Source organism: Myxococcus dinghuensis (assembly GCF_024198235.1).
Taxonomy (GTDB): domain Bacteria; phylum Myxococcota; class Myxococcia; order Myxococcales; family Myxococcaceae; genus Myxococcus; species Myxococcus dinghuensis.
Map to the genome: position 1 here is coordinate 183,754 of NZ_JAKCFB010000017.1, position 18,243 is coordinate 201,996.

The following is an 18,243-nucleotide window of genomic DNA, read 5'->3' on the forward strand; positions in this document are numbered from 1 at the left end:
CATTTCTGCCTGCATTTCGGCGGGAATGACCATTGCCAGTCATCATCCCGGACGCGAAAGGCGTGGGCGCTCCAGGGCGGACGTCCCCGAGGAGGTCAGGGGTTCGCGACCAGGAGTCTCAGCACCAGGCGGAGGTTGTCCGAGCGCATGCCGACGGGGCCATCGAATGAGAGGGCTGCGTCGGGGAGTGTTCCCTCCCAGGCCAGGGCCTCATCCGCCCAGACGCGGAGCCGGGGTCCTTCCAGGCGGGCGCGCAAGACATGCGCCGTGTTCCTCGAAGGCGCATCCACCCGCGTGGGGTGTGAGGGTTTCACGACGGTGTAGCCCTGGTTGCCGCAGTCGGCGCTGCGGTGCTGGTCGGGGTTGCGCTTGTAGTTGACGACGATCCCCGGCTTCGGCGTCACGCGCCACATCACGTAGACGAGGTTGCAGCCGTCCTTCGCGCGGAGCTTGAGGCCCACCTGTTGCCGCGGGGCGCCGGAGGCGAGGGGCTGCTGGACCTCCGAGGGACCCAGGACGGTGAAGCGCAGCTCCACCTGTCGCGCCAGCCATCCCGGGGCCACGGCCCTCATCCGGGGCCCGTCGCTCAGGAGTCCCCCGTCCGGCTGTTCCACCAGTCGTCCCTCGGTCACCTGGAGGCGGGCGAGCGGCACGGAGGCCAGGGGCGTCATTCGTCGCTCCTGGGGTGGGCCCCGGCGCGGAGGCGAGGCGGAGGAGGGCGGGGCGGGCAGCAGCGCGCCCGCGAGCAGCAGGGCCTTCGCCGCGGACCACCGCGGGCTCACTGCGTGCCTTCGTCCAGGAAGCGCTTGAGCGACTCGACGTGGGCGCCCAGGTACGCGCGCTCGGCGCGCAGCCGCGCCAGCTCCAGCAGCAGGTAGTCCCGGAAGCGCCGCACCTCGCGCGTCTGCATCGACTCGACCTCACGCAACTGGCCCTCCAGGTCGGAGACGAGGGTGATGACCTCCCGGAGCCGGAGCTCCTCGGACCGCTGGCGGGCGCGCAGCTCCCCCAGCAGTTCGGCCACCTGCTGCGGCACACCGTCGACCTCCTCCATCAGCGAGCGTCGTCGGCCTTGTCTCGCGCGCTCGTTGGCGGAGCCCTGCCAGAGATTGCCCAGGTCATACGTCAGCATGATCTGCCCGAAGAGCGGCACGTCCTGGTCGATGTCGAAGACCTCGTCGTAGCCTCCCCGGACGCTCAGCTCCCACGCCTGGGCGCGGCGGAGGTTGCCCGCGTGGGCCTCGACCGCGTCGTCCGCGGACCGCAGCTCCGCGAGCAGCGCCTCGAGCTTCTGCCCGGAGGGGAGCTTGGGGCGCGCGGCCAGTCGCTCGCGCGCGAGCGCGGTGTCCGCGTGCAGCGAGCGCAGGTGGTCCAGGCGGACCTGGACGGCGTTGAGCTCCTCCAGGGTGGCGCGTCCCTCCTGGAGGTCCGAACGGAGGCTCGTGATGAGCTGCTCCGCGCGTGGCAGCGCCTCCTGGAGCGCGGCGGCGCGAGCCTCCAGCGCGGCCTCCTCACCCAGGCCCGTTCCCTGTCGCACGGCGGCCTGGAGCGAGGAGAGCGCCTGGTGTCGCCGGCACTGGGCCTGCGCGTGTCGACGCAACGTGCGTCCCCGGTAGAGGCCGACGAAGTCGTAGCTCACGCCCGCCGTCGCGCGCAGCTTGGGCTTGCCCAGGGCCGTGCCGCCCTCGGCCTCCCCGGTGTTCACGGCGCCGAAGCTGCCGAAGACCTCCGGGGCCAGCTCCAGGGCCGCCTCGGCGTCGCCGATTCCCCGGACCAGCTCGCAGTACCCCGCGGCGCGCTCCTCCACCGTGTCGACGGGGGAGGGCTGGTCGACGGGGTCCGCCGAGAGGGCGGGGGCTGTCCGCGTGGCGAGCCACCAGAGCACGCCGCGAGTGAGTGTCTTTCGCATCGAGCTTCTCCGGGGCTCCAGGGGCCGGCCTCTAGAAGAACAAGGGAGGACGGCCGAGGTGCAGCAGGTCTTCGCGGGCCGAGATGGGGTCGCTGAGCTTCACCTCCACCATCACCCCTCGCAGCAGGTACTGGCGGATGGGGTGCTTGAGCGTCACCTCGCCATCCAACACACGCCCCACGACGCCCACCTCTCGACACCAGAAGACCTCCAACGCGCACGCGAACAGCGGGGCGCCCTCGCCGGAGTTCCCCAGGTTCTCGTAGGGGACGAAGGCCACCGTGAGGTTCTTCTCGAGGGCGAGCAGGTAGGGCGAGGCGCGCATCGTGTCGATGAGGGCCTCGTACCGCTCCTGCATGCCGTCCAGGGCCTCCAGGTCCTCCTCCAGGCTCTTGAGCGTCGCCTCCGCGCGGGCCTGCTCCAGCACGGAGTGCGTGTAGTTGCGCTCCAGCAGCAGCACGTCCGACGTCATGCCCTCGGGCGCGGCCTCCTTGCCCAGGCCGGAGTGCACGGCGGCCAGGCCCGCGATCTCCCGCTGGAGCCCGTCCACGCGCGTCTCCAGGTCCACCGTGGTGTGGGCCAGCGACAGGTTGCTCTGCGCGAGCTGCGCGAGGTGGTGGTTGATGGTGAGCTTCTCCTCCTGGGCCATGAGGCGCGCGCCGACGAGCGCGTCGGTCCGCTCGCGCGACAGGCCGGCGAAGGCGCGGTTGGACTGGAGGATCTCCGCGCGGGCCCGGCCGTACTCGTTGCGCAGGGAGGAGAGGCGGTGCGCCGCGCGCCCCTTGGCCTCGCGCTCTCCCCGGAGGGCGACCAGGAAGCGCTTCTGGAACGAGCGCTCGGCGAAGAGCGTGCGACGGGCGTCCTGGATGCGGTCCTCCACGGCGCGGCGCTCGGCGGCCACGTGGTCCCGGGCGGACGTCTGCGAGGCGAGCTGGGCGTTGAGGGTGAGGACCTGCGGGTCCGTGGGGGACACCACGGTGGGCGTCACCCAACTGCGACTCAACAGGAAGAATCCCTGGACGCCGAGGAAGGACGCCAGCGCCAGGAGGATGAGGCCCAGGAACACCGACCCCATGAACTTGTACGACGAGACGGCGACGGCGTTGATGCGGTTGGCGACCTGGAGATTCATGACATGCCCTCGCCGGCGTGGTCGGGCGGCAGGCCGGTGGTGCTCTTGGCCGGGGCCGCGCTGGGAACGGTGTTGACGCTGCCCCGCGTCTCCCAACTGCCGGAGTCGAGCGTGAGCAGCGCCAGGGGCGTGAAGAGCGCGTACGTCACCGGCATGAGCAGGGCCATGGGCAGGAAGCACGCGCCATGGACGCGTCGATCCTCGGGCAGGTGTCGCGTCTCCAGCCGGTAGATGAAGCCGAGCAGGCCGATGACCAGGAAGTGGAACACGAGGATGTCCATGAACTCTCCCGTGACGACGTTGTGGACGATGACCACCGGATAGGAGAGCAGCAGCGCGAGCTGTGCGACGTAGTGGATGGTGACGAGCGGGTGCAGTCGCCACGCGTGGGACAACCCTCCCAGCAGGTCCACCAGGTTGGAGCGCCTCCAGCGCAGTTGCTGGGAGAAGTACCCGGCCAGCGTGGCGGGGGCGGCGGTGAAGCAGAAGGCGTCGAGCGTGTAGACCGTCTCGTAGCGGTGCTTGACGATCTGCCGCGTGAGGAAGCGGTCCTCGCCGTACTTGATGGGCACCCCGGCGATGGAGCGCGACTCCAGGATGGGCTCCAGCTCCAGCAGCACGTGGCGGCGGTACGCGGTGAGGCAGCCGGACAGGCACATCACCTGCCGGAAGCTGCGCTCCAGGTCCTTGAGCCACTCCTGCGCGAAGTGGAACTTGATCTCCACCATGCGCGTCAGCCAGTTCTGGTGGCGGTTGGTGACGTACGTGCGCCCGCCCACCGCGGCGATGCGAGGACTGACGAAGCGGCGGATGAGGTGGCGCACGGCGGCCTTGTCGACGACGACGTCGGAGTCCACCGACACGATGATCTCCGCCTCCTCGGCGGCCTTGACGGCCCGGTTGATGCCCTTGCGCTTGCCCAGGTTCTCCGGGTTGCGCATCACCAGGACGTTGCTGTGTCCCTCGGCGGCGCGCAGCGCCCACGCGTAGCTGTCGTCCGTGGAGCAGTCATCCACCACGACGATCTGCAGCAGGTGTGCAGGGTAGTCCTGTTCGAGGAGGCTTCGGACTGCCTGGAAGATGCCTTTGCCCTCGTTGAAGAGGGGGATGACGATGGCCACCCGGGGCAGGTACGTCTCGTCGACGCGGTCGAGCGTCTCTTCCCGCACCCGTCGGAGGAAGGGGCCGAGAATGTAGCGGTTCATCAACACCATGATGAACAGCAGATGGATGGGAAAGAGCTCCATCAGGTCCCACTCCCCGTCACGCCGTGCTCGCTGCCCCACGGTGACCGGCTCGCCACCATGCTCCCAGGTGGGAGCGGGGGGAAAGCTTGGGGGGCGGTGGGCTCACGCCAACTTGCCCCGGGGGACAAGGCAGTGGCTTTCCACATCAGTCCCGAGGGGTGGGTCGCGGTGGGCATTCGTCCGGTCCGCGTCACGCGTCGGGACGCGAGGACATCTGGGCGCTCCGGTGGACTTCAGTGTTCCATGGCGGATACCGACGTCGGCGGGTGCGTGGTTCCTCCGTGCCTACGCGTGGGACCGCCCCGCGTGGTAGATGCGGGGGCATGTCGACCGCCTCCGTGCCGCTGGAGCTCCGCCCGGACGAAGTCCATGTGTGGATCGTCGAGCCGGAGCGCATCGTCGAGCCGCGACTGCTGGAGGCCTATCTGGGGCTGCTGGACGCGAAGGAGCGCGAGAAGCAGCGGCGCTTCCACTTCGAGCGCCACCAGCGACAGTATCTGGTGAGTCACGCGCTGGTCCGCCTCACGCTGTCGCGATACGCGCCCGTGGCCCCGGAGGCGTGGACCTTCGCGACCAACGCGTACGGTCGGCCGGAGATTCAAGGGGCGTGGGGCGCGCGGTTGCGCTTCAACCTCTCCCATACGGACGGGATGGCCCTGGTGGCGGTGGGGCTGGACGACGCGCTGGGGGCGGACGTGGAGGACGCGGAGCGGGCGGGGGACACGGTGGAGATCGCCGACCACTTCTTCGCCCCCGCGGAGGTCGCGGCCCTGCGGACCTTGCCCCGCGAGGCGCAGCGCGCGCGCTTCTTCGAGTACTGGACGCTCAAGGAGTCGTACATCAAGGCCCGGGGCGCGGGCCTGTCCCTGCCGCTGGACCAGTTCGCGTTCCACCTGGAGGCCGGGGGGCCGCCGCGCATCTCCTTCGACCCGCGGATGGTCGACGAGCCCGACGCGTGGCGGTTCATGCAACTGCGCCCCTCCGCGAGGCACCACGCGGCGGTCGCGGTGCGCCGGCCGCGGAGCCAGCCGTTCACCGTCCGCTGGCAGTTCACGGTGCCGCTGGACGGCGACGCGCCGCCCCGGTTCCAGGCGGCGTGAGGCTCAGGCCGGCGACTGCATCCACCGCGTGAGGTCGGCCGCGATGGCGGAGAGCAGGGCGGCCTGTTGCTGGCGCAGGAAGAAGTGGCCGCCGGGGAAGGTCCGCACCTGGAAGTCGTTGCTGCGCGTCTGGCTCCGCCACGACGTCAGCTTCTCCGTGGGGACGTGGCCGTCGTGGGTGGCGCCCATGACGGAGATGGGCGCGTCGACGGGGATGGGCTGCTGGCCGCTCTCCCACCAGGCGAGCGCGAAGTCCGCGCGCAGGGTGGGCACCACCAGCTCCAACAGCTCCTTGTGCCGGAGGACCTCCTCGGGCGTGCCGTCGTAGCGCCGCAGCTCGGCGACGAACGCGTCGTGGGGGAGGTGGTGGATGGGTTCGCTGTCCCGCACGTGCGGGGAGATGGACGCGGCCATGAAGAGCCCCACGGGCTGGCGTCCGCCGCGGGCCTGGAGTCGGCGCGCCAGCTCCAGGTTGATGCGCGCGCCCATGCTGTAGCCGAACAGCGCGAAGGGCCTGTCCAGCAGCGGCTCCATGAGGGGCAGCAGCGTGTCGACGAGCGCCGTCAGGTCGTCGAAGGGCTTCTCCATCAGCCGACGCTCGCGCCCCGGCAGTTGGACGGCGCACAGCTCGACCCCCGGGGGGAGCAGCGCGCTCCACCCGTTGAAGGCGGCGACGGTGCCGCCCGCGAACGGCACGCAGAACAGGCGCAGGCGTGCGTCCGGCAGGGGCTTGCGGGTGGGAAACCAGCGCTCGGGAAGGAGGGAGGGAGGGGACGCGCTAGGCATCATGGTGTACGGGTTCTGTGGCACAGGCGGGGAAAACGGGTCAAGCCCCGGGTTGCCTGCCCGCGTCGTGTCGCGGATGTTCGAGCGGCGAGGTGTCAGGTGGCGGCGTGGTAGCGTCCGGGCACCTTGAGTTACGAGCTGTCGCACCTCGATGCCCTGGAGGCGGAGTCGCTGTTCATCCTCCGGGAGGTCGTCGCCGAGCTGGAGCGGCCGGTGCTGCTGTTCTCGGGGGGGAAGGACTCCGCGGTGATGTTGCACCTGGCGACGAAGGCCTTCGCGCCCGCGCCCTTGCCCTTCCCGCTGATGCACGTCGACACGGGGCACAACTTCCCGGAGGTGCTCGCCTTCCGTGACGCGCGCGTGGAGGCGCTGGGCGCGCGGCTCGTCGTCGCGTCGGTGCAGGAGGCCATCGACGCGGGACGCGTGGTGGAGGAGACGGGGCCGCGGGCCTCGCGCAATCGGGCGCAGACGGTGCCGCTGTTGGAGGCCATCGAACACCACCGGTTCGACGCGGTGTTCGGCGGCGCGCGCAGGGACGAGGAGAAGGCCCGCGCGAAGGAGCGGGTGTTCTCGCTGCGCGACGAGTTCGGCCAGTGGGAGCCGAAGCACCAGCGGCCCGAGCTGTGGAGCCTCTACAACGGGCGCCACCGGCCCGGAGAGCACCTGCGCATCTTCCCCCTGTCCAACTGGACGGAGCTGGATGTGTGGCGCTACGTCGCGCGCGAGGGGCTCGCGCTGCCCTCGCTCTACTTCTCGCACCGGCGCGAGGTGTTCCGGCGCGACGGGCTGTGGATGGCGGCGTCGCCGCACCTCCCGCTGCTCCCAGGCGAGACGGTGTCCACCGCGTCCGTGCGCTTCCGGACGGTGGGCGACATGACCTGCACCGCGTGCGTGGAGTCGACCGCGGCCTCGGTGGAGGAGGTCCTCGCGGAGCTGGTGGCCTCGCGGGTCACCGAGCGGGGCGCGAGCCGGGCGGATGATCGCTTCAGCGAGACGGCGATGGAAGACCGCAAGCGCGAGGGGTACTTCTAGTGGAGTTGCTGCGCTTCGCGACCGCGGGGGCCGTCGACGACGGCAAGAGCACGCTCATCGGTCGGCTCCTGCATGACACCCGGTCCATCCTCGAGGACCAACTGGCGGCGGTGGAGCGCACCCGTCGCGCCCGGGGCGACGAGTACGTCAACCTGGCGCTGCTGCTCGACGGCCTCCGGGCCGAGCGCGAGCAGGGCATCACCATCGACGTGGCCCACCGCTACTTCGCCACGGCGCGGCGCCAGTTCATCCTCGCGGACACGCCGGGACACCTCCAGTACACGCGCAACATGGTGACGGGGGCCTCCACCGCGGACCTGGCGCTCATCCTCGTGGACGCGCGCAAGGGCCTCCAGGAGCAGACGCGGCGCCACGCCTTCCTGGCGTCGCTCCTGCGCGTCCCGCACCTGGTCCTGTGCGTGAACAAGATGGACCTGGTGGGGTTCGACGAGGCCGTCTTCGAGGCCATCCGCGAGGAGTTCCGTCGCTTCTCCATGAAGCTGGAGGTGACGGACCTGACCTTCATCCCCGTCTGCGCGTTGGACGGGGACAACGTGGCGCGGCGCTCGGAGCGCATGCCCTGGTACCAGGGCGCGACGTTGCTGCACCACCTGGAGCACGTGCACATCGCCTCCGCGAGGGACCTCATCCACGTGCGCTTCCCCGTCCAGGGCGTCATCCGCCCCATGTCCACGAGGCTCCCCGACTACCGCGCGTATACCGGCCAGTTGCTGGGCGGTGTCCTGCGTCCGGGGGACGAGGTGCTGGTGCTGCCCTCGGGGCTCACCACGCGCGTGCGGGCGTTGGAACTCGCGGGCCGCTCCCTCCCGGAGGCCTTCCCGCCCATGTCGCTGAGCGTCCAACTGGAGGACGCGCTGGACGTGGGACGCGGCGACATGCTGAGCCGCCCGGGCAATCCTCCTCGCGTGGGACAGGACCTGGACGCCATGGTCTGCTGGTTGTCGGAGGCCCGGACGCTGGAGGCGGGCGCGCGGCTGGCGCTCAAGCTCACCACGCGCGCGGCGCGCACGGTGGTGAAGCGGCTCCACTATCGGTTGGACGTGAACACGCTGCACCGGGACGAGGACGGCGCGCGCCTGGCGTGCAACGACATCGGACGGGTGACGCTGCGCACGACGGTGCCGCTGTTGTACGACGAGTACCGCCGCAACCGGCACACCGGCAGCTTCATCCTCATCGACGAGGCGACGAACGCCACCGTCGGCGCGGGGATGATCAACGGTCCGGCTCTTTGAGGAGAGGGGCAGGGATGTCGCGAGCACCCGGGTTCATCGTCTGGATGACGGGCCTGTCGGGGGCGGGGAAGACCACGCTGTCCCAGGCCCTTCGCGCGCGGCTCGCGCCGTCCCGGCCCGTCGAGGTGTTGGATGGCGACGAGGTGCGGACCTGGCTGACGCGGGGGCTGGGCTTCTCGCGCGAGGACCGGGAGGAGAATGTCCGGCGCATCGGCCACGTGGCGAGGCTGCTGGCGCGGCACGGCGTGGGCGTCATCGTGGCGGCGATCTCCCCCTACCGGGGGACGCGCGAGGAGGTCCGTGGGCTCGCGAGGGCCGCGGGGCTCGTGTTCCTCGAGGTGTACCTGGAGGCGCCGCTGGACGTGCTCATCGCCCGGGACGTGAAGGGGCTCTACAAGCGGGCCCTGGCCGGGGAGCTCGCGAACTTCACCGGCGTATCGGACCCCTACGAGCCTCCCGAGTCACCCGAGGTCATCGTCCACTCCGCGTGGGAGCCCGTGGGCGTGGGCCTGGAGCGCGTGGTGGAGGCGCTCCGGGGCCACGGACGCTAGCGGAGCACGCGCTCCATCCGGACGTAGGGGCGCTCGGCCTGGATGCCCTTCTCGCGGCAGTGCGCGAGGAACTTGTTCGACTCGACGATCTGCGGCGCGGTGTCGTCGTAGACGAGCACCATCACGTGGCGCAGCCACGGCTCCTGGCCCATGGCGTAGACGTAGACCTCCTGGGGCGTCAGGTGCGTGGTGATGTCGATGGCGCGCGCGCAGTTGGAGCCGTTGAGGCGCCGGGTCTGGTCGAACTTCCGGGGCAGGGGCGTGCTCAGGAGGGGGCCGTACATCCAGCTCAGCGGCCCGCCCTCGCACTCCATTCCGAGGAAGAGGACGTCGATGGGGCCGATGATGTCGCGCAGGTGCTGGTACATCCGGGGCTCCAACGCGTTGGAGTCCGCGGCCATGAGGATGGAGCGGCCCGCCAGCCGGACCAGGTGGGCCGTCTTCGCCTGGATGGCCAGGTCGCTGTGCTCGCCGAGGAAGGGCAGGCCGGTGATGGAGCCGCCGGGCACGGGCAGCTCCTGGAGGTCGTCGATCTCCACCACGTTCTGGAAGCCCGTGTGGTGGAGCATGAGGCGCAGCGACGGGTCCGCCAGGGAGTGTCCGTTGTTGCGCGGGACGACGAGGGTGCCCACCCGGTGCCGGAGCTGGAGGAGCGTCTCCATCATCAGGTGGTCGGCGTGGCCGTGGGTGATGAGGACGTAGTCGATGCGCTCGGGCAGGTCCGCGTGGGTGAAGCGCGGCAGCGCCGTGGGGAACTCGTAGCTGATGACGGGGTCGGTCAGGATGCTGACGTCCTTCGTCTCCAGCAGGACGCACGCGTGGCCGAAGTAGCGCATCCGGACGCCCTCTGCGTCGTAGCGCGGCGTCTGGCGCGGGGGCGTCGGGGTGAAGAGCTCCGCGAAGTGGGAGGCTGCGGAGGACGGGACGCCGAGCAGCTCCGCCACCTGTCCGGGGGAGCCGGGCGTGTGACGCATGCGGAACAGGGCGTCGAGCCCCTCATGGCGGAACGGCACCTTCAGCCACAGCGGTGAATCCTCCTCGAGGCGCGGCGTGCTGAAGATGTAGGGGCGCCAGTCATGGGTGACCGGCATCAGCGTGACGCTCTGGGAGGCTTCCTGGAAGAAGCGGCTGCGGTAGAGCAGCGGCTCGATGAAGCGGGCGCTGGCGCGGTGGCTGAGGTCGTACGTCAGCTCGACGTAGCCGCGCAGCAGGTCCGGGACCTTGGGATAGAGCGCCTCCAGCGAGGCGCCGTTGTTCGGCGCGAGCAACTGCTCCAGCTCCGCCACCGCGCGGCTGAAGGCGAGCATGTGGGCCTGCTCGCGCTGGGTGCGCTCGAGGAGCGCCTTCACGCGCGGGGCCTTGTCCGCGGGGTGGTTGATGAAGGGCCCGCCCATCAGCGCGGGGTTCTTCAGCGCGGAGACGTGGACCTCCGGGTTCGTCACGAACGACTGCATCAGCTTCTGGTGCAGGTGCGTGACGAACAGGGGCGCGGTGGCGGGGGAGAGCAGATACCACCACGCGTACCATTGGTTGTAGAGGGGCTCGAGCGCGACGTTCGGCCTGAGGTACTGGACTTGTCCAGACATCGATGCCTCCAGGATTCACGACATTACCCTGGATGGCATGTGATTGAGGATGCCGTGGGTGACTAGTGGTTTCCCGCGGCAGGAGAAGGCAGGGAGACGCCTTCGACTGAAAGCTGTTGCAGGGCGTCGTCCTTGATCTCGATCTTCGCCTTGGCGCGGAGGGTGTCGACGAGGCCCTCCATGGCCTTGGCGCGCTGCTCGGCGGTGAGGCGCGCCTCGATGCGGCCCCGGGCCTGCTCGAGGGGCTGGTTCATGCCGAGCTGGCGGCCCTGGAGCTTCACGAGGTGGAAGCCCTTGTCGGTCTCCACGACCTGGCCGAGGTCGCTGATGGTGTTCAAGGCGAAGGCGGCATCGGCGAACGGGGTGCCCCAGGCCTGGACCAGCTCCTGGTAGCTGTGGAAGCCCAGGTCGCCGCCGGCGCTCTTGGTGGTCGCGTCCTGGGATTGCTCGGCGGCGGCCAGCTCGAAGGCGCCCTTGGTGCCGCCGGTCTCCTTGGCCTTGATGTCGGCGAGCAGCTTCACGGCGGCGGTGCGCGCCTGGGCGCGCTTGGCCGCGTCACCCTTGGGGGCCTCGATGAGGATGTGATTGAGGCGCACACGCTCCGGCTTGACGAACTCCGACAGGTGGTCCTCGTAGTGCTTGCGCACGGCGGCATCGTCGATGGCGCCGCCCGCGGTCTCCTGCTGCTTGCGCATGAGCCGCTGGACCAGGACCTTCTCCAGGGTCGCGAGGACCTCCGGATCCTTCTCCAATCCCTGGCGCTTCGCCTCCTGGAGCAGCAGCTCGAACCGGATGAGGTTCTCCAGGAACTCCTTCTTCTTCTCCAGGGTGTTGTAGCGGCCGCGGACGAACTGCGGCTGCTCGTCCAGCTTCGCCTTGACCTCCTGGGTGGTCAGGGCGCGGTCGTTCACGATGGCGACGACGGGGCCCTGGTTCGCGGCCTGCTCGGAGGCACGCGGGGCGCCGTCGTTGCAGCCGGCGAACGAGAGGAGCGAGACGACGGCGACGAGGAGTGACGGGGTGCGAGTGTTCATGGAGCTGGCGGGCCTCGGAGCGTCCACCCGGAGTGGGGGCTCGTGACTCTGCTGGGAGGAGGCGGGTGAGAAGTGAGCGACGGCTGCGAGCGACCGCGGGAGCATAGCCCGGACGCGAGGACGGGTGTCGCCTGTCGTGGGACGCCGCTGTGCGAGGAAAAGGGGCGGGATTTCGTCGGGCTGTCGTCAGGAAACATCAGGGCGGCTCGTAGGTGGCGCGCCCTCGGGGGCGGCCTGCCGGGCGGGGGGCCTCGGGGCCGCGTGTCGGGGGCGCGGCGTGGGGATGGGGGCTGATAGGGTATGGAGCGGTTGCGGCGCAGGGCCGCCGGCGTTGGAGATGCATGCCCGCGCGGACGAAGCGCGGCTCGGAGGGGATGTGGACCGCAAGGATGGGATGGGGCTTCGCGCGTGGTGGCTGATGGGGGTCGCGGGGGGGCTGATGGCCTGTGGCGATCCGAACGTGGTGGCGGAGGTGGGCAAGCGCGAGGTGTCGAAGGGGGACGTGTCGGCGTTCATCGCGGCGCGCAGCGCGCGGGACGTGCCCACGGCGACGCAGGCGCTGGACGCGCTGGTGGACCGGTCGTTGCTGGCGGACGAGGCGCGGCGAGCGGGGTTGGACAAGGACCCTGGGGTGCGGGCGCGACTGAGGACGGCGGAGCGGGAGGTCCTCGCCCAGGCGCTCCTCGACCAGCGGCTGGCGGCGGCGACGGACGAGGCGAAGCTGCGCGAGGGCTACACCGCGTCCCGGGAGAAGTGGGTGCGCCGCGAGGTGCATGTCCGGCAGATCATGGTCCGGGTGCCACCTGGCGCCGACGAGGCGACGCGGAGCCGGCTCCTGTCTCGCATCAACGGACTCTATGCGCGGCTGGTGGGCGGAGAACCGTTCGAGACGGTGGCGAGGGAGGGCTCCGAGGACACGGTGAGCGCGCCGCGTGGGGGGGATTTGGGGCCGGTGTTGGAGGGCCAGGTGGACGAAGGGTTCTTCACGGAGGCGGCGCGGCTGGGGAAGGGCGAGCGCTCGCGTCCGTTCGCGACGTCGTTCGGCCTGCACGTGTTGGAGGCGGTGGAGCCGGTGCGGACGGTGGAGCCCACCTTCGAGCAGGTGCGAGGCCGGCTGGAGGCGGAGACCCGCCGCGATGCCCAGGAGGCGCTGATGAAGGATCTGCGCGAGCGCATCCCCGTGACGCGTCATCCCGACCGGCTGGAGACGGGGGCGTCCGAGGGGCAGGGGCCGCGTTCTTGAGCGGGGCCCCACGCTCCGCGTGAGTCGGGTGCACGCCCTGTCGGACGGCGCGTCTTCAAGGAACGGGTGGGAGTGCGTTCCATGGAGGGGCCGGAGCGGGGCACGCATGGTCGATCGGTTGAAGGACGTCTTCCGCCGACAGTCGCCGGAGCTGGTGCTCACGGGGGCCGTCGGCGACGGGGTCCTGTTCGAGATGCTCGATGTGGACGGGTATCGCATCGGCGGGATGCGGTGCCGGGGCGTCGTCATGGTGTGCATGGCGACGCGGCATGTGTCCTATGACCGCGTGGAGCGATATGGGCGGGAGGAGCTCCCGGCCGCATGGTCGTGGCTGCGGGAGGGCATCCCCCCGGGGTTCGCGGTGTATGTGTTCGGCATGGCGGACCTGCCCCGGGCCTCGGAGTCCTGTCTGCCTGCGGTGGGAGGGCGGCGCCTGGCGTACGTCGTCTGCGAGTCGGTGGAGTTCGAGGGGGGACCTGGGGGCCGCTGAGGGGCCTATCCGGCTTTCGGGAATCCCGGGAGTTGATTAGAGCGCCGGGGGTGAAAGGGGGGGCCTGTGATGAAGAGCCTCGAGTCCCGAGTGAGTCACCGTGAGGCGCTGGTCGCGGCCCTGCGAGGGGAGCTTGCGTACCAGTTGAAGCTGGCGGCGGCGTGCGTGGTGGTGGGGGCGTTGGTGGCCTGGTACGGGTGGCCGGTGTTCGAGGTGGTGCTCGCGAAGGGGTGGGGGCGGTGGACTCCCTTCCGCGCGTTCCTGGCGCCGTTCGGCCTGTTCTTCGTCGGCTTCGGGGTGTTCACCACGTGGCGCGCGCCGCGCTTCACCCGGCGGCTGTTGCGGAGCGTGGAGGCGGACGAGCGGACCGGGATGTGGATGTCCGTGGCGCCGATGGTCCGGCCAGGGAAGGGGGCCCGTCCGCTCTTCCTCGCGACCCTCCCAAAGCCCTGGGACTCCATAGGGTTAGCGAGTGACCCCGACAGGAATCGAACCTGTGGCCTGCGGTTTAGGAAACCGCCGCTCTATCCAACTGAGCTACGGGGTCGGTACAGCCAGACTGCCGGGCCCGATGTAGCCAAACCCGGGCCATAACTCAAGGGCGCGAACGGGCTGTCGTCACCGCGCTACCGCCCCCACAGGGGATATGTCCGGTTGTCGGGGAGCAGGAAGCCCCAGCCCGCGTCGATGACCACGGGCCCGAGTCCGGGTTTGCCGTACACCTCGACCGGGACGTCCTCGAGCCCCTCCTCGTGGGGATACTGCAGGGGCTTGGGCCCCCGGACCAGCCGCACGTCCCGCAGCAGGATCTGCCCTCACGTTCAGGGAGCGGGCTGTTCGGCTGCGGTCGTGGGCGCGGTGGGGCTCTTCCCCTCGAACTGATACCCGGCATCCTTGGCCTGGGCCCAGTCCGTGGCGAGGATGTAGCCCTTGGCCCCAGTGTCATCCACCACCGCGACGCGGCCTCCGTGGATGGGGGTATAACGCCTGCTCGCGCTCAAGAGTCCAGTGGCGGCTGATGGGGCGACCTCAAGCACCCGGCCCGTGCTGGTGTCGAGCACCTGCCGGACTGGCTCGGTGGCGTTTGTGGAGGGAGCACGCCATGTCGGTGGGCGCTTCTTCGCGCAGGTTACGTCGCCCTCGAGAACCCTGCCTCGGCCCGCGTGCTCGACCACCACCAGGTGGCCACCGAATTCGGGGGTGGCCACGAGCGGCCCGGTCCCCTTCAGCGCGCCAGTGGACGAGATGCTCCAGTCGTAGGAGGCGAAGCCATGTGCTGAGCACATGTTGCGTGCATGGCCATGGAAGTACTCAGCCATGCGGTCTGGATCGGCATACCGGTTGCCGGTGACCGTGATGCGGTAGACGCCTCGAGCAACTTCCATGTCGGAGTAGTCGATGTGGGCGCACGCAGAGAGTGCCCCGACGGCTGCGAGTCCCCAACCGCCCAGTCTGGTTCGCATGGTGCGGAGCCTCACGTCCCCGGAGGGCGAGCGTCAACGGGGGCTCGGTGACGGCGGACGTGCAGTCCTCAGCCGCGAAGGGTGAGGTGGAGCGGTTGGCGCCTGGGTTGGCGACGGTGGTTCGCAGGGCGATCCTCCAGCCCGGCGGTCTGATCCAGAAGGCCATCGAGAAGCAGCGGCACTTACTCCTGGACCTTTCTAGCGGGTGACGGCTGGGTTGTCGTCAGGACGCCATGGAACACGCACCGCTGCTTTCGCAGAAGTTCGTTCCACTAATCGGACGCGAGTGATTGCACCATGGCAAGCCCCCTCCAGTGCCTTGGCCATGATTGCCGCCTTCTCCGCTCGCTCCTTCTGTTGAGTCTCGAGCACGGCGAGTGCAGTCTGCAGGTCGTAGCGCTCGTCATCCAGCCCGGAGGCAACGGTCTCGACAGTTGCTGCGTGGTGATGGTTCATCTTGGCCATCTCAGCCGCGTACGTTCTTCGGATAGAGCGGAGCAGATGGGCGTCCTCGACCCGGATGCCAGCGGGCGATTCGCCAGACATGCACCGCTCCACCGGGGTGGGCTTCGGCAGTTCCACCGTCGTCGGATTCGGAGGCTCTGGGGTTCTATACTCTTCCCACAAATTGGTGCTGCCGTAGATGGCGAGTCCACTGAGTATCGTCTCGTCGGAATGCCCATGTCGTACTGGCAGCAGCTCACGTTGGACATGCGGCTGTCGAAGGACTAGCCATGCGCTACTACGAGTTGGACCCCATCTTCGACGCCTCCGCCACACGCTGGCGATGGAACCTCGACGCGAAGCGACGCTGGGGGCTGCCCGGCACCGAGTGCCCCCGGTGTCACGCGGCCCCACTGGCCATCGCGCTCAACTACCCGAGAGTCGACCTGACGGGGCTCCCCGAGGAGCGGGAGTATCGGAAGCCACGGCTCTCCCCATGGGGCGAGTACGTCCGGCTCCGAGACCGCGTGCTACCGCTCCTCCCGCCGGGTGCCGTCGTGGAGCCGGGGATTGGGATGGGGCCGCTGGTGGGGCGCGTCCGCGGGCGTCCGTCGCCTATCGCGATGGATGTGGCGTGGCACTTCTTCGCCCAGCCCGAGGGAGTGGAGCGGCTCCTCGCGGCCGGGTTGCGCGGCATCAACCCGGTGCCGACCGCTACGAAGTCCGCGCGCGACGTCCCTCCGCTGCTGGAGCTTGAGCTTCAGCTCGGAGGCGACTACCTGCCGGAATGCCGCCCGGTGCCGGAGGGCGAGCCCTGCCCGGTGTGCGGTTTCCAGCCGATGTCGGATTCGCTGGTGGATGCGGAGTGGCTCGACGCGAGCGCGATGCCGGCGGCGGACGTCTTCCGGTTCCGCTGGGCCCCCTCCATGACGGTCGCCAGCGAGCGCTTCGTGGAGGTGCTGCGCGGCATGGGCGACACCGGCATCCAGGTGAAGGAACTGGCGGTGGGCCGGCCGGCAGAGGCTGGAGCCACGATGTAGTTTGGCTTGAGCCATCGCCCCAGGTTCGCCAGAAAGAGAAGGAGGGTGGAGCCGATGGCCATTGAGGGGCGAGTCGTCAAGTGGTTGAGCGATGGGCGGCAGGTTGGGAAGAGGTACTCGTTCGTTCGCGGTGGCGAGAAGTTCTGGGGAGCCGTGGCTGTCGAGCGCGTTGATGGCGGTTGACGATCTGGCTCCACTCAAGGGCGCGAAAGTCTTCAAGCCATAGCGCTGTGCATGAGAATTGAAGTTGCCCCCGTCAAACCGGACAGGGTCAGTGGGGTGAATTCGCGAGCCGGAACTCGCGCGGGGAGCGCATCTTCAGAGCCTTGTGGGGGTTCATGGCGTTGTCGTCGTCGAACCAGCGGGGTAACTGCTGGAGGACCACCTCGGCGCTGTCCAGGCGGTTCAGGTACACGTAGTCGCGCTTGAAGCTCTTAACGAAGGACTCCGCCATGCCGTTGCTCTCCGGCGAGTCCGCTGCGTTTCGGGGCATGACGTGACAGCGCCCGAGGCGAGGTGCGAGTATGGCGGTGGAACCAGAGTGCCGGCTGAAGAGGAGGCGCCCCTGCTGTGAGACTGGACGTCTATTGGGTGGAGGGGTTCTTCCCGAAGGCGGGGCTGGCGTCTCTTCCGGTGGTGTTCCGCATCACGTCGGATGTCGACGTCACCCTGGCGGCGAAGATGGACCTCTACGAACTTGCGCTCTGGCGCGAGCATGAAGGGGAGGATGGCGTCGGCATCGTGGCGCGAGGACAGATAGGCCCGATTCGCGGTGAAGTTGACGTCGGGCCTGGGCGGCCGCTGTACCGCGTCCATGACCTGCTCGCGTATGACCGAGACCTGCTGATTCCGGCCGGGCGCTTCCGGCTTGGGGCCGGGCTGCGGGTGTTCGTTGAGTCGCGGGGGGACTACGCGCCCCAGATTCTGCGGGCGACGCGCGAGGTGCTCATCCCCGAGTAGGCCCGGTGCACGTTCGGCACCGCCCTCCGCATCATCTCGTAGGCTGCACGCTCCTGTCGACGAGGTGCCCCATGGCGTGGAGCTGGCGAGGAGGGTTTGTCGAGGCACGCGGCCGCGTCGGCGTGCGGGTGCGCGAGCTGACGTTGGCGGGGCGCGCGAAGGCCACCCTGGCCCTCCGGTATGTGGAGAGTCGCCTGTATGCCGACCTCTGGCGGATGGTGCCGTTCCGGCGGGGGCGTATTGTCGGGACCGGCCCACGCGCTGCGACAGGGAAACTGACGTGGGTGGAGGGCGCGTCCAAGGCGAGCTCCCTCGTCATCCAACTCCTCTGGCGCCTGGCGAGTGAATACCGACGGGCGCGTCGCATCCTCAGTGGTCACCCAAAACCGGCCAATGAAGGTCCCCTGAAAAGCGGCCACATGGAGGACGCGTTCGTCGGCTTCGCCACCACCGGCCAGTTCTCCTTCCGCAGCAGGGTGTCCAGCACGCCGGTGGACCTGGCGCGCCTCATGGCCCACAAGGCCTTCGTGAAGCTGGTGGACATGGCCACGGGCGCTCTCGTGGACGGCTTCACGGGGGGCGCGGCCACCGCGGCGACGTCGGCGGGCGGCGGGACGATGACAGTCGTCTCTCCGAAGGCCTCGTTCAGCTCGAAACCGGGCGACAGCTACGACGTGCCCCAGGTGCCGAGGTCGTGTCCCTATAAGTGTGTAGTCGGCGAACGGGGACGAGCGGGAGCCCCTCGCAGCGGAGCTGCGGCGGGTGGATGTGGCGTTACAGCATGGCACCGGCCTCTGCATCGACCGGTGCACGAGAATCCCCACGACGCCCCCGCCCTGGCTTGGTCGTGTCCCTATAAGTGTGTAGTCGGCGAGGAAGGGCGAGCGGGAAAGAGGGAAGCTCCTCGGTGAAACCAAACCGAGATGGTCCTCCTTTGGCGAGGAGGCCGAGGAGTTCCCTGCCGTGGACG

At 69.6% G+C, this 18,243-nt stretch carries 18 protein-coding genes, 1 tRNA gene and 1 pseudogene; 8 read left to right on the forward strand and 12 right to left on the reverse strand.

Going from position 1 to position 18,243, the window contains the following annotated elements; all coding sequences use genetic code 11:
- Positions 1 to 95: 95 nt before the first annotated feature.
- Genes LZ198_RS22830 through LZ198_RS22845 form a run of 4 tightly spaced genes read right to left on the reverse strand, consistent with a single transcriptional unit; the run spans position 96 to position 4,288 of the window.
- Positions 96 to 782: a hypothetical protein gene (locus tag LZ198_RS22830; RefSeq protein ID WP_253974146.1), complete on the reverse strand. Its 687-nt coding sequence runs from the start codon at positions 780 to 782 to the stop codon at positions 96 to 98.
- Positions 779 to 1,909, reverse strand: a complete 1,131-nt coding sequence (locus LZ198_RS22835) for a hypothetical protein (protein ID WP_253974147.1) — start codon at positions 1,907 to 1,909, stop codon at positions 779 to 781. The genes LZ198_RS22830 and LZ198_RS22835 overlap by 4 nt, the downstream gene beginning before the upstream one ends.
- 31 nt (positions 1,910 to 1,940) lie before the next feature.
- Entirely contained in the window at positions 1,941 to 3,041 is a 1,101-nt protein-coding gene (locus tag LZ198_RS22840) for a coiled-coil domain-containing protein (protein ID WP_253974148.1), read from the reverse strand.
- Positions 3,038 to 4,288 (reverse strand): glycosyltransferase, encoded by a 1,251-nt coding sequence (locus tag LZ198_RS22845; RefSeq protein WP_253974149.1) that lies wholly within the window; start codon positions 4,286 to 4,288, stop codon positions 3,038 to 3,040. Before LZ198_RS22845 ends, LZ198_RS22840 begins: the two co-directional genes overlap by 4 nt.
- A 323-nt stretch (positions 4,289 to 4,611) precedes the next feature.
- On the opposite strand from LZ198_RS22845, the gene LZ198_RS22850 reads away from it, so the two are divergent.
- Positions 4,612 to 5,388 carry a 4'-phosphopantetheinyl transferase family protein gene (locus LZ198_RS22850; RefSeq protein WP_253974150.1) on the forward strand — a complete coding sequence of 259 codons (777 nt, stop codon included), beginning with the start codon at positions 4,612 to 4,614 and terminating at the stop codon, positions 5,386 to 5,388.
- Between the two features lie 3 nt (positions 5,389 to 5,391).
- Here the strand turns inward: LZ198_RS22850 and LZ198_RS22855 are convergent, their stop codons facing one another.
- On the reverse strand, positions 5,392 to 6,177 hold the full coding sequence (locus tag LZ198_RS22855; RefSeq protein ID WP_253974151.1) for a thioesterase II family protein: 786 nt from the start codon (positions 6,175 to 6,177) through the stop codon (positions 5,392 to 5,394).
- Positions 6,178 to 6,300: 123 nt separating this feature from the next.
- Between LZ198_RS22855 and cysD the strand changes: the two genes are divergently transcribed.
- The 3 genes from cysD to cysC are packed head-to-tail and all read left to right on the forward strand — an operon-like array spanning position 6,301 to position 9,013.
- The gene (gene cysD, locus LZ198_RS22860; RefSeq protein ID WP_253974152.1) at positions 6,301 to 7,206 is read left to right on the forward strand and encodes a sulfate adenylyltransferase subunit CysD; all 906 of its coding nucleotides are present in this window, start codon (positions 6,301 to 6,303) and stop codon (positions 7,204 to 7,206) included.
- On the forward strand, positions 7,206 to 8,462 hold the full coding sequence (locus LZ198_RS22865; RefSeq protein ID WP_253974153.1) for a sulfate adenylyltransferase subunit 1: 1,257 nt from the start codon (positions 7,206 to 7,208) through the stop codon (positions 8,460 to 8,462). The genes cysD and LZ198_RS22865 overlap by 1 nt, the downstream gene beginning before the upstream one ends.
- 14 nt (positions 8,463 to 8,476) lie before the next feature.
- Positions 8,477 to 9,013, forward strand: a complete 537-nt coding sequence (gene cysC / locus LZ198_RS22870; protein ID WP_253974154.1) for an adenylyl-sulfate kinase — start codon at positions 8,477 to 8,479, stop codon at positions 9,011 to 9,013.
- Here the strand turns inward: cysC and LZ198_RS22875 are convergent.
- Both LZ198_RS22875 and LZ198_RS22880 read right to left on the reverse strand, forming a co-directional pair.
- Complete coding sequence (locus tag LZ198_RS22875; protein ID WP_253974155.1) at positions 9,010 to 10,599, reverse strand: MBL fold metallo-hydrolase; 1,590 nt, start codon at positions 10,597 to 10,599, stop codon at positions 9,010 to 9,012. The two genes, cysC and LZ198_RS22875, sit on opposite strands and share 4 nt — an antisense overlap.
- Positions 10,600 to 10,661: 62 nt before the next feature.
- Positions 10,662 to 11,633 (reverse strand): peptidylprolyl isomerase, encoded by a 972-nt coding sequence (locus tag LZ198_RS22880; protein ID WP_253974156.1) that lies wholly within the window; start codon positions 11,631 to 11,633, stop codon positions 10,662 to 10,664.
- A 376-nt stretch (positions 11,634 to 12,009) separates the two neighbouring features.
- Here LZ198_RS22880 and LZ198_RS22885 point away from each other — a divergent pair, with 376 nt between their 5' ends.
- Both LZ198_RS22885 and LZ198_RS22890 read left to right on the forward strand, forming a co-directional pair.
- Complete coding sequence (locus LZ198_RS22885) at positions 12,010 to 12,876, forward strand: peptidylprolyl isomerase (protein WP_253974157.1); 867 nt, start codon at positions 12,010 to 12,012, stop codon at positions 12,874 to 12,876.
- Positions 12,877 to 12,982: 106 nt separating this feature from the next.
- Positions 12,983 to 13,366: a hypothetical protein gene (locus LZ198_RS22890; protein ID WP_253974158.1), complete on the forward strand. Its 384-nt coding sequence runs from the start codon at positions 12,983 to 12,985 to the stop codon at positions 13,364 to 13,366.
- A gap of 473 nt (positions 13,367 to 13,839) precedes the next feature.
- Here the strand turns inward: LZ198_RS22890 and LZ198_RS22895 are convergent.
- The 4 genes from LZ198_RS22895 to LZ198_RS22910 all read right to left on the reverse strand — a co-directional run bounded on the left by LZ198_RS22895 (position 13,840) and on the right by LZ198_RS22910 (position 15,375).
- Positions 13,840 to 13,913 (reverse strand) — tRNA-Arg (locus LZ198_RS22895).
- 79 nt (positions 13,914 to 13,992) lie between these two features.
- Positions 13,993 to 14,160, reverse strand: coding sequence for a hypothetical protein (locus tag LZ198_RS22900; protein ID WP_253974159.1), 168 nt, complete (start codon positions 14,158 to 14,160; stop codon positions 13,993 to 13,995).
- Positions 14,161 to 14,187: 27 nt separating this feature from the next.
- Positions 14,188 to 14,751: a hypothetical protein gene (locus tag LZ198_RS22905; RefSeq protein ID WP_253974160.1), complete on the reverse strand. Its 564-nt coding sequence runs from the start codon at positions 14,749 to 14,751 to the stop codon at positions 14,188 to 14,190.
- Positions 14,752 to 15,027: 276 nt separating this feature from the next.
- Positions 15,028 to 15,375 (reverse strand): hypothetical protein, encoded by a 348-nt coding sequence (locus tag LZ198_RS22910; protein WP_253974161.1) that lies wholly within the window; start codon positions 15,373 to 15,375, stop codon positions 15,028 to 15,030.
- Positions 15,376 to 15,563: 188 nt separating this feature from the next.
- Between LZ198_RS22910 and sitI6 the strand changes: the two genes are divergently transcribed.
- Positions 15,564 to 16,313 carry a SitI6 family double-CXXCG motif immunity protein gene (gene sitI6, locus LZ198_RS22915; protein WP_253974162.1) on the forward strand — a complete coding sequence of 250 codons (750 nt, stop codon included), beginning with the start codon at positions 15,564 to 15,566 and terminating at the stop codon, positions 16,311 to 16,313.
- 271 nt (positions 16,314 to 16,584) lie between these two features.
- Here sitI6 and LZ198_RS22920 read toward each other — a convergent pair.
- A pseudogene (locus LZ198_RS22920) lies at positions 16,585 to 16,785 on the reverse strand (integrase core domain-containing protein); the annotation flags it as partial.
- A gap of 98 nt (positions 16,786 to 16,883) precedes the next feature.
- On the opposite strand from LZ198_RS22920, the gene LZ198_RS22925 reads away from it, so the two are divergent.
- A complete protein-coding gene (locus LZ198_RS22925; RefSeq protein ID WP_253974163.1) occupies positions 16,884 to 17,273 on the forward strand; it encodes a hypothetical protein in 390 nt (129 codons plus the stop codon).
- The last annotated feature ends 970 nt before the right edge of the window (positions 17,274 to 18,243 follow it).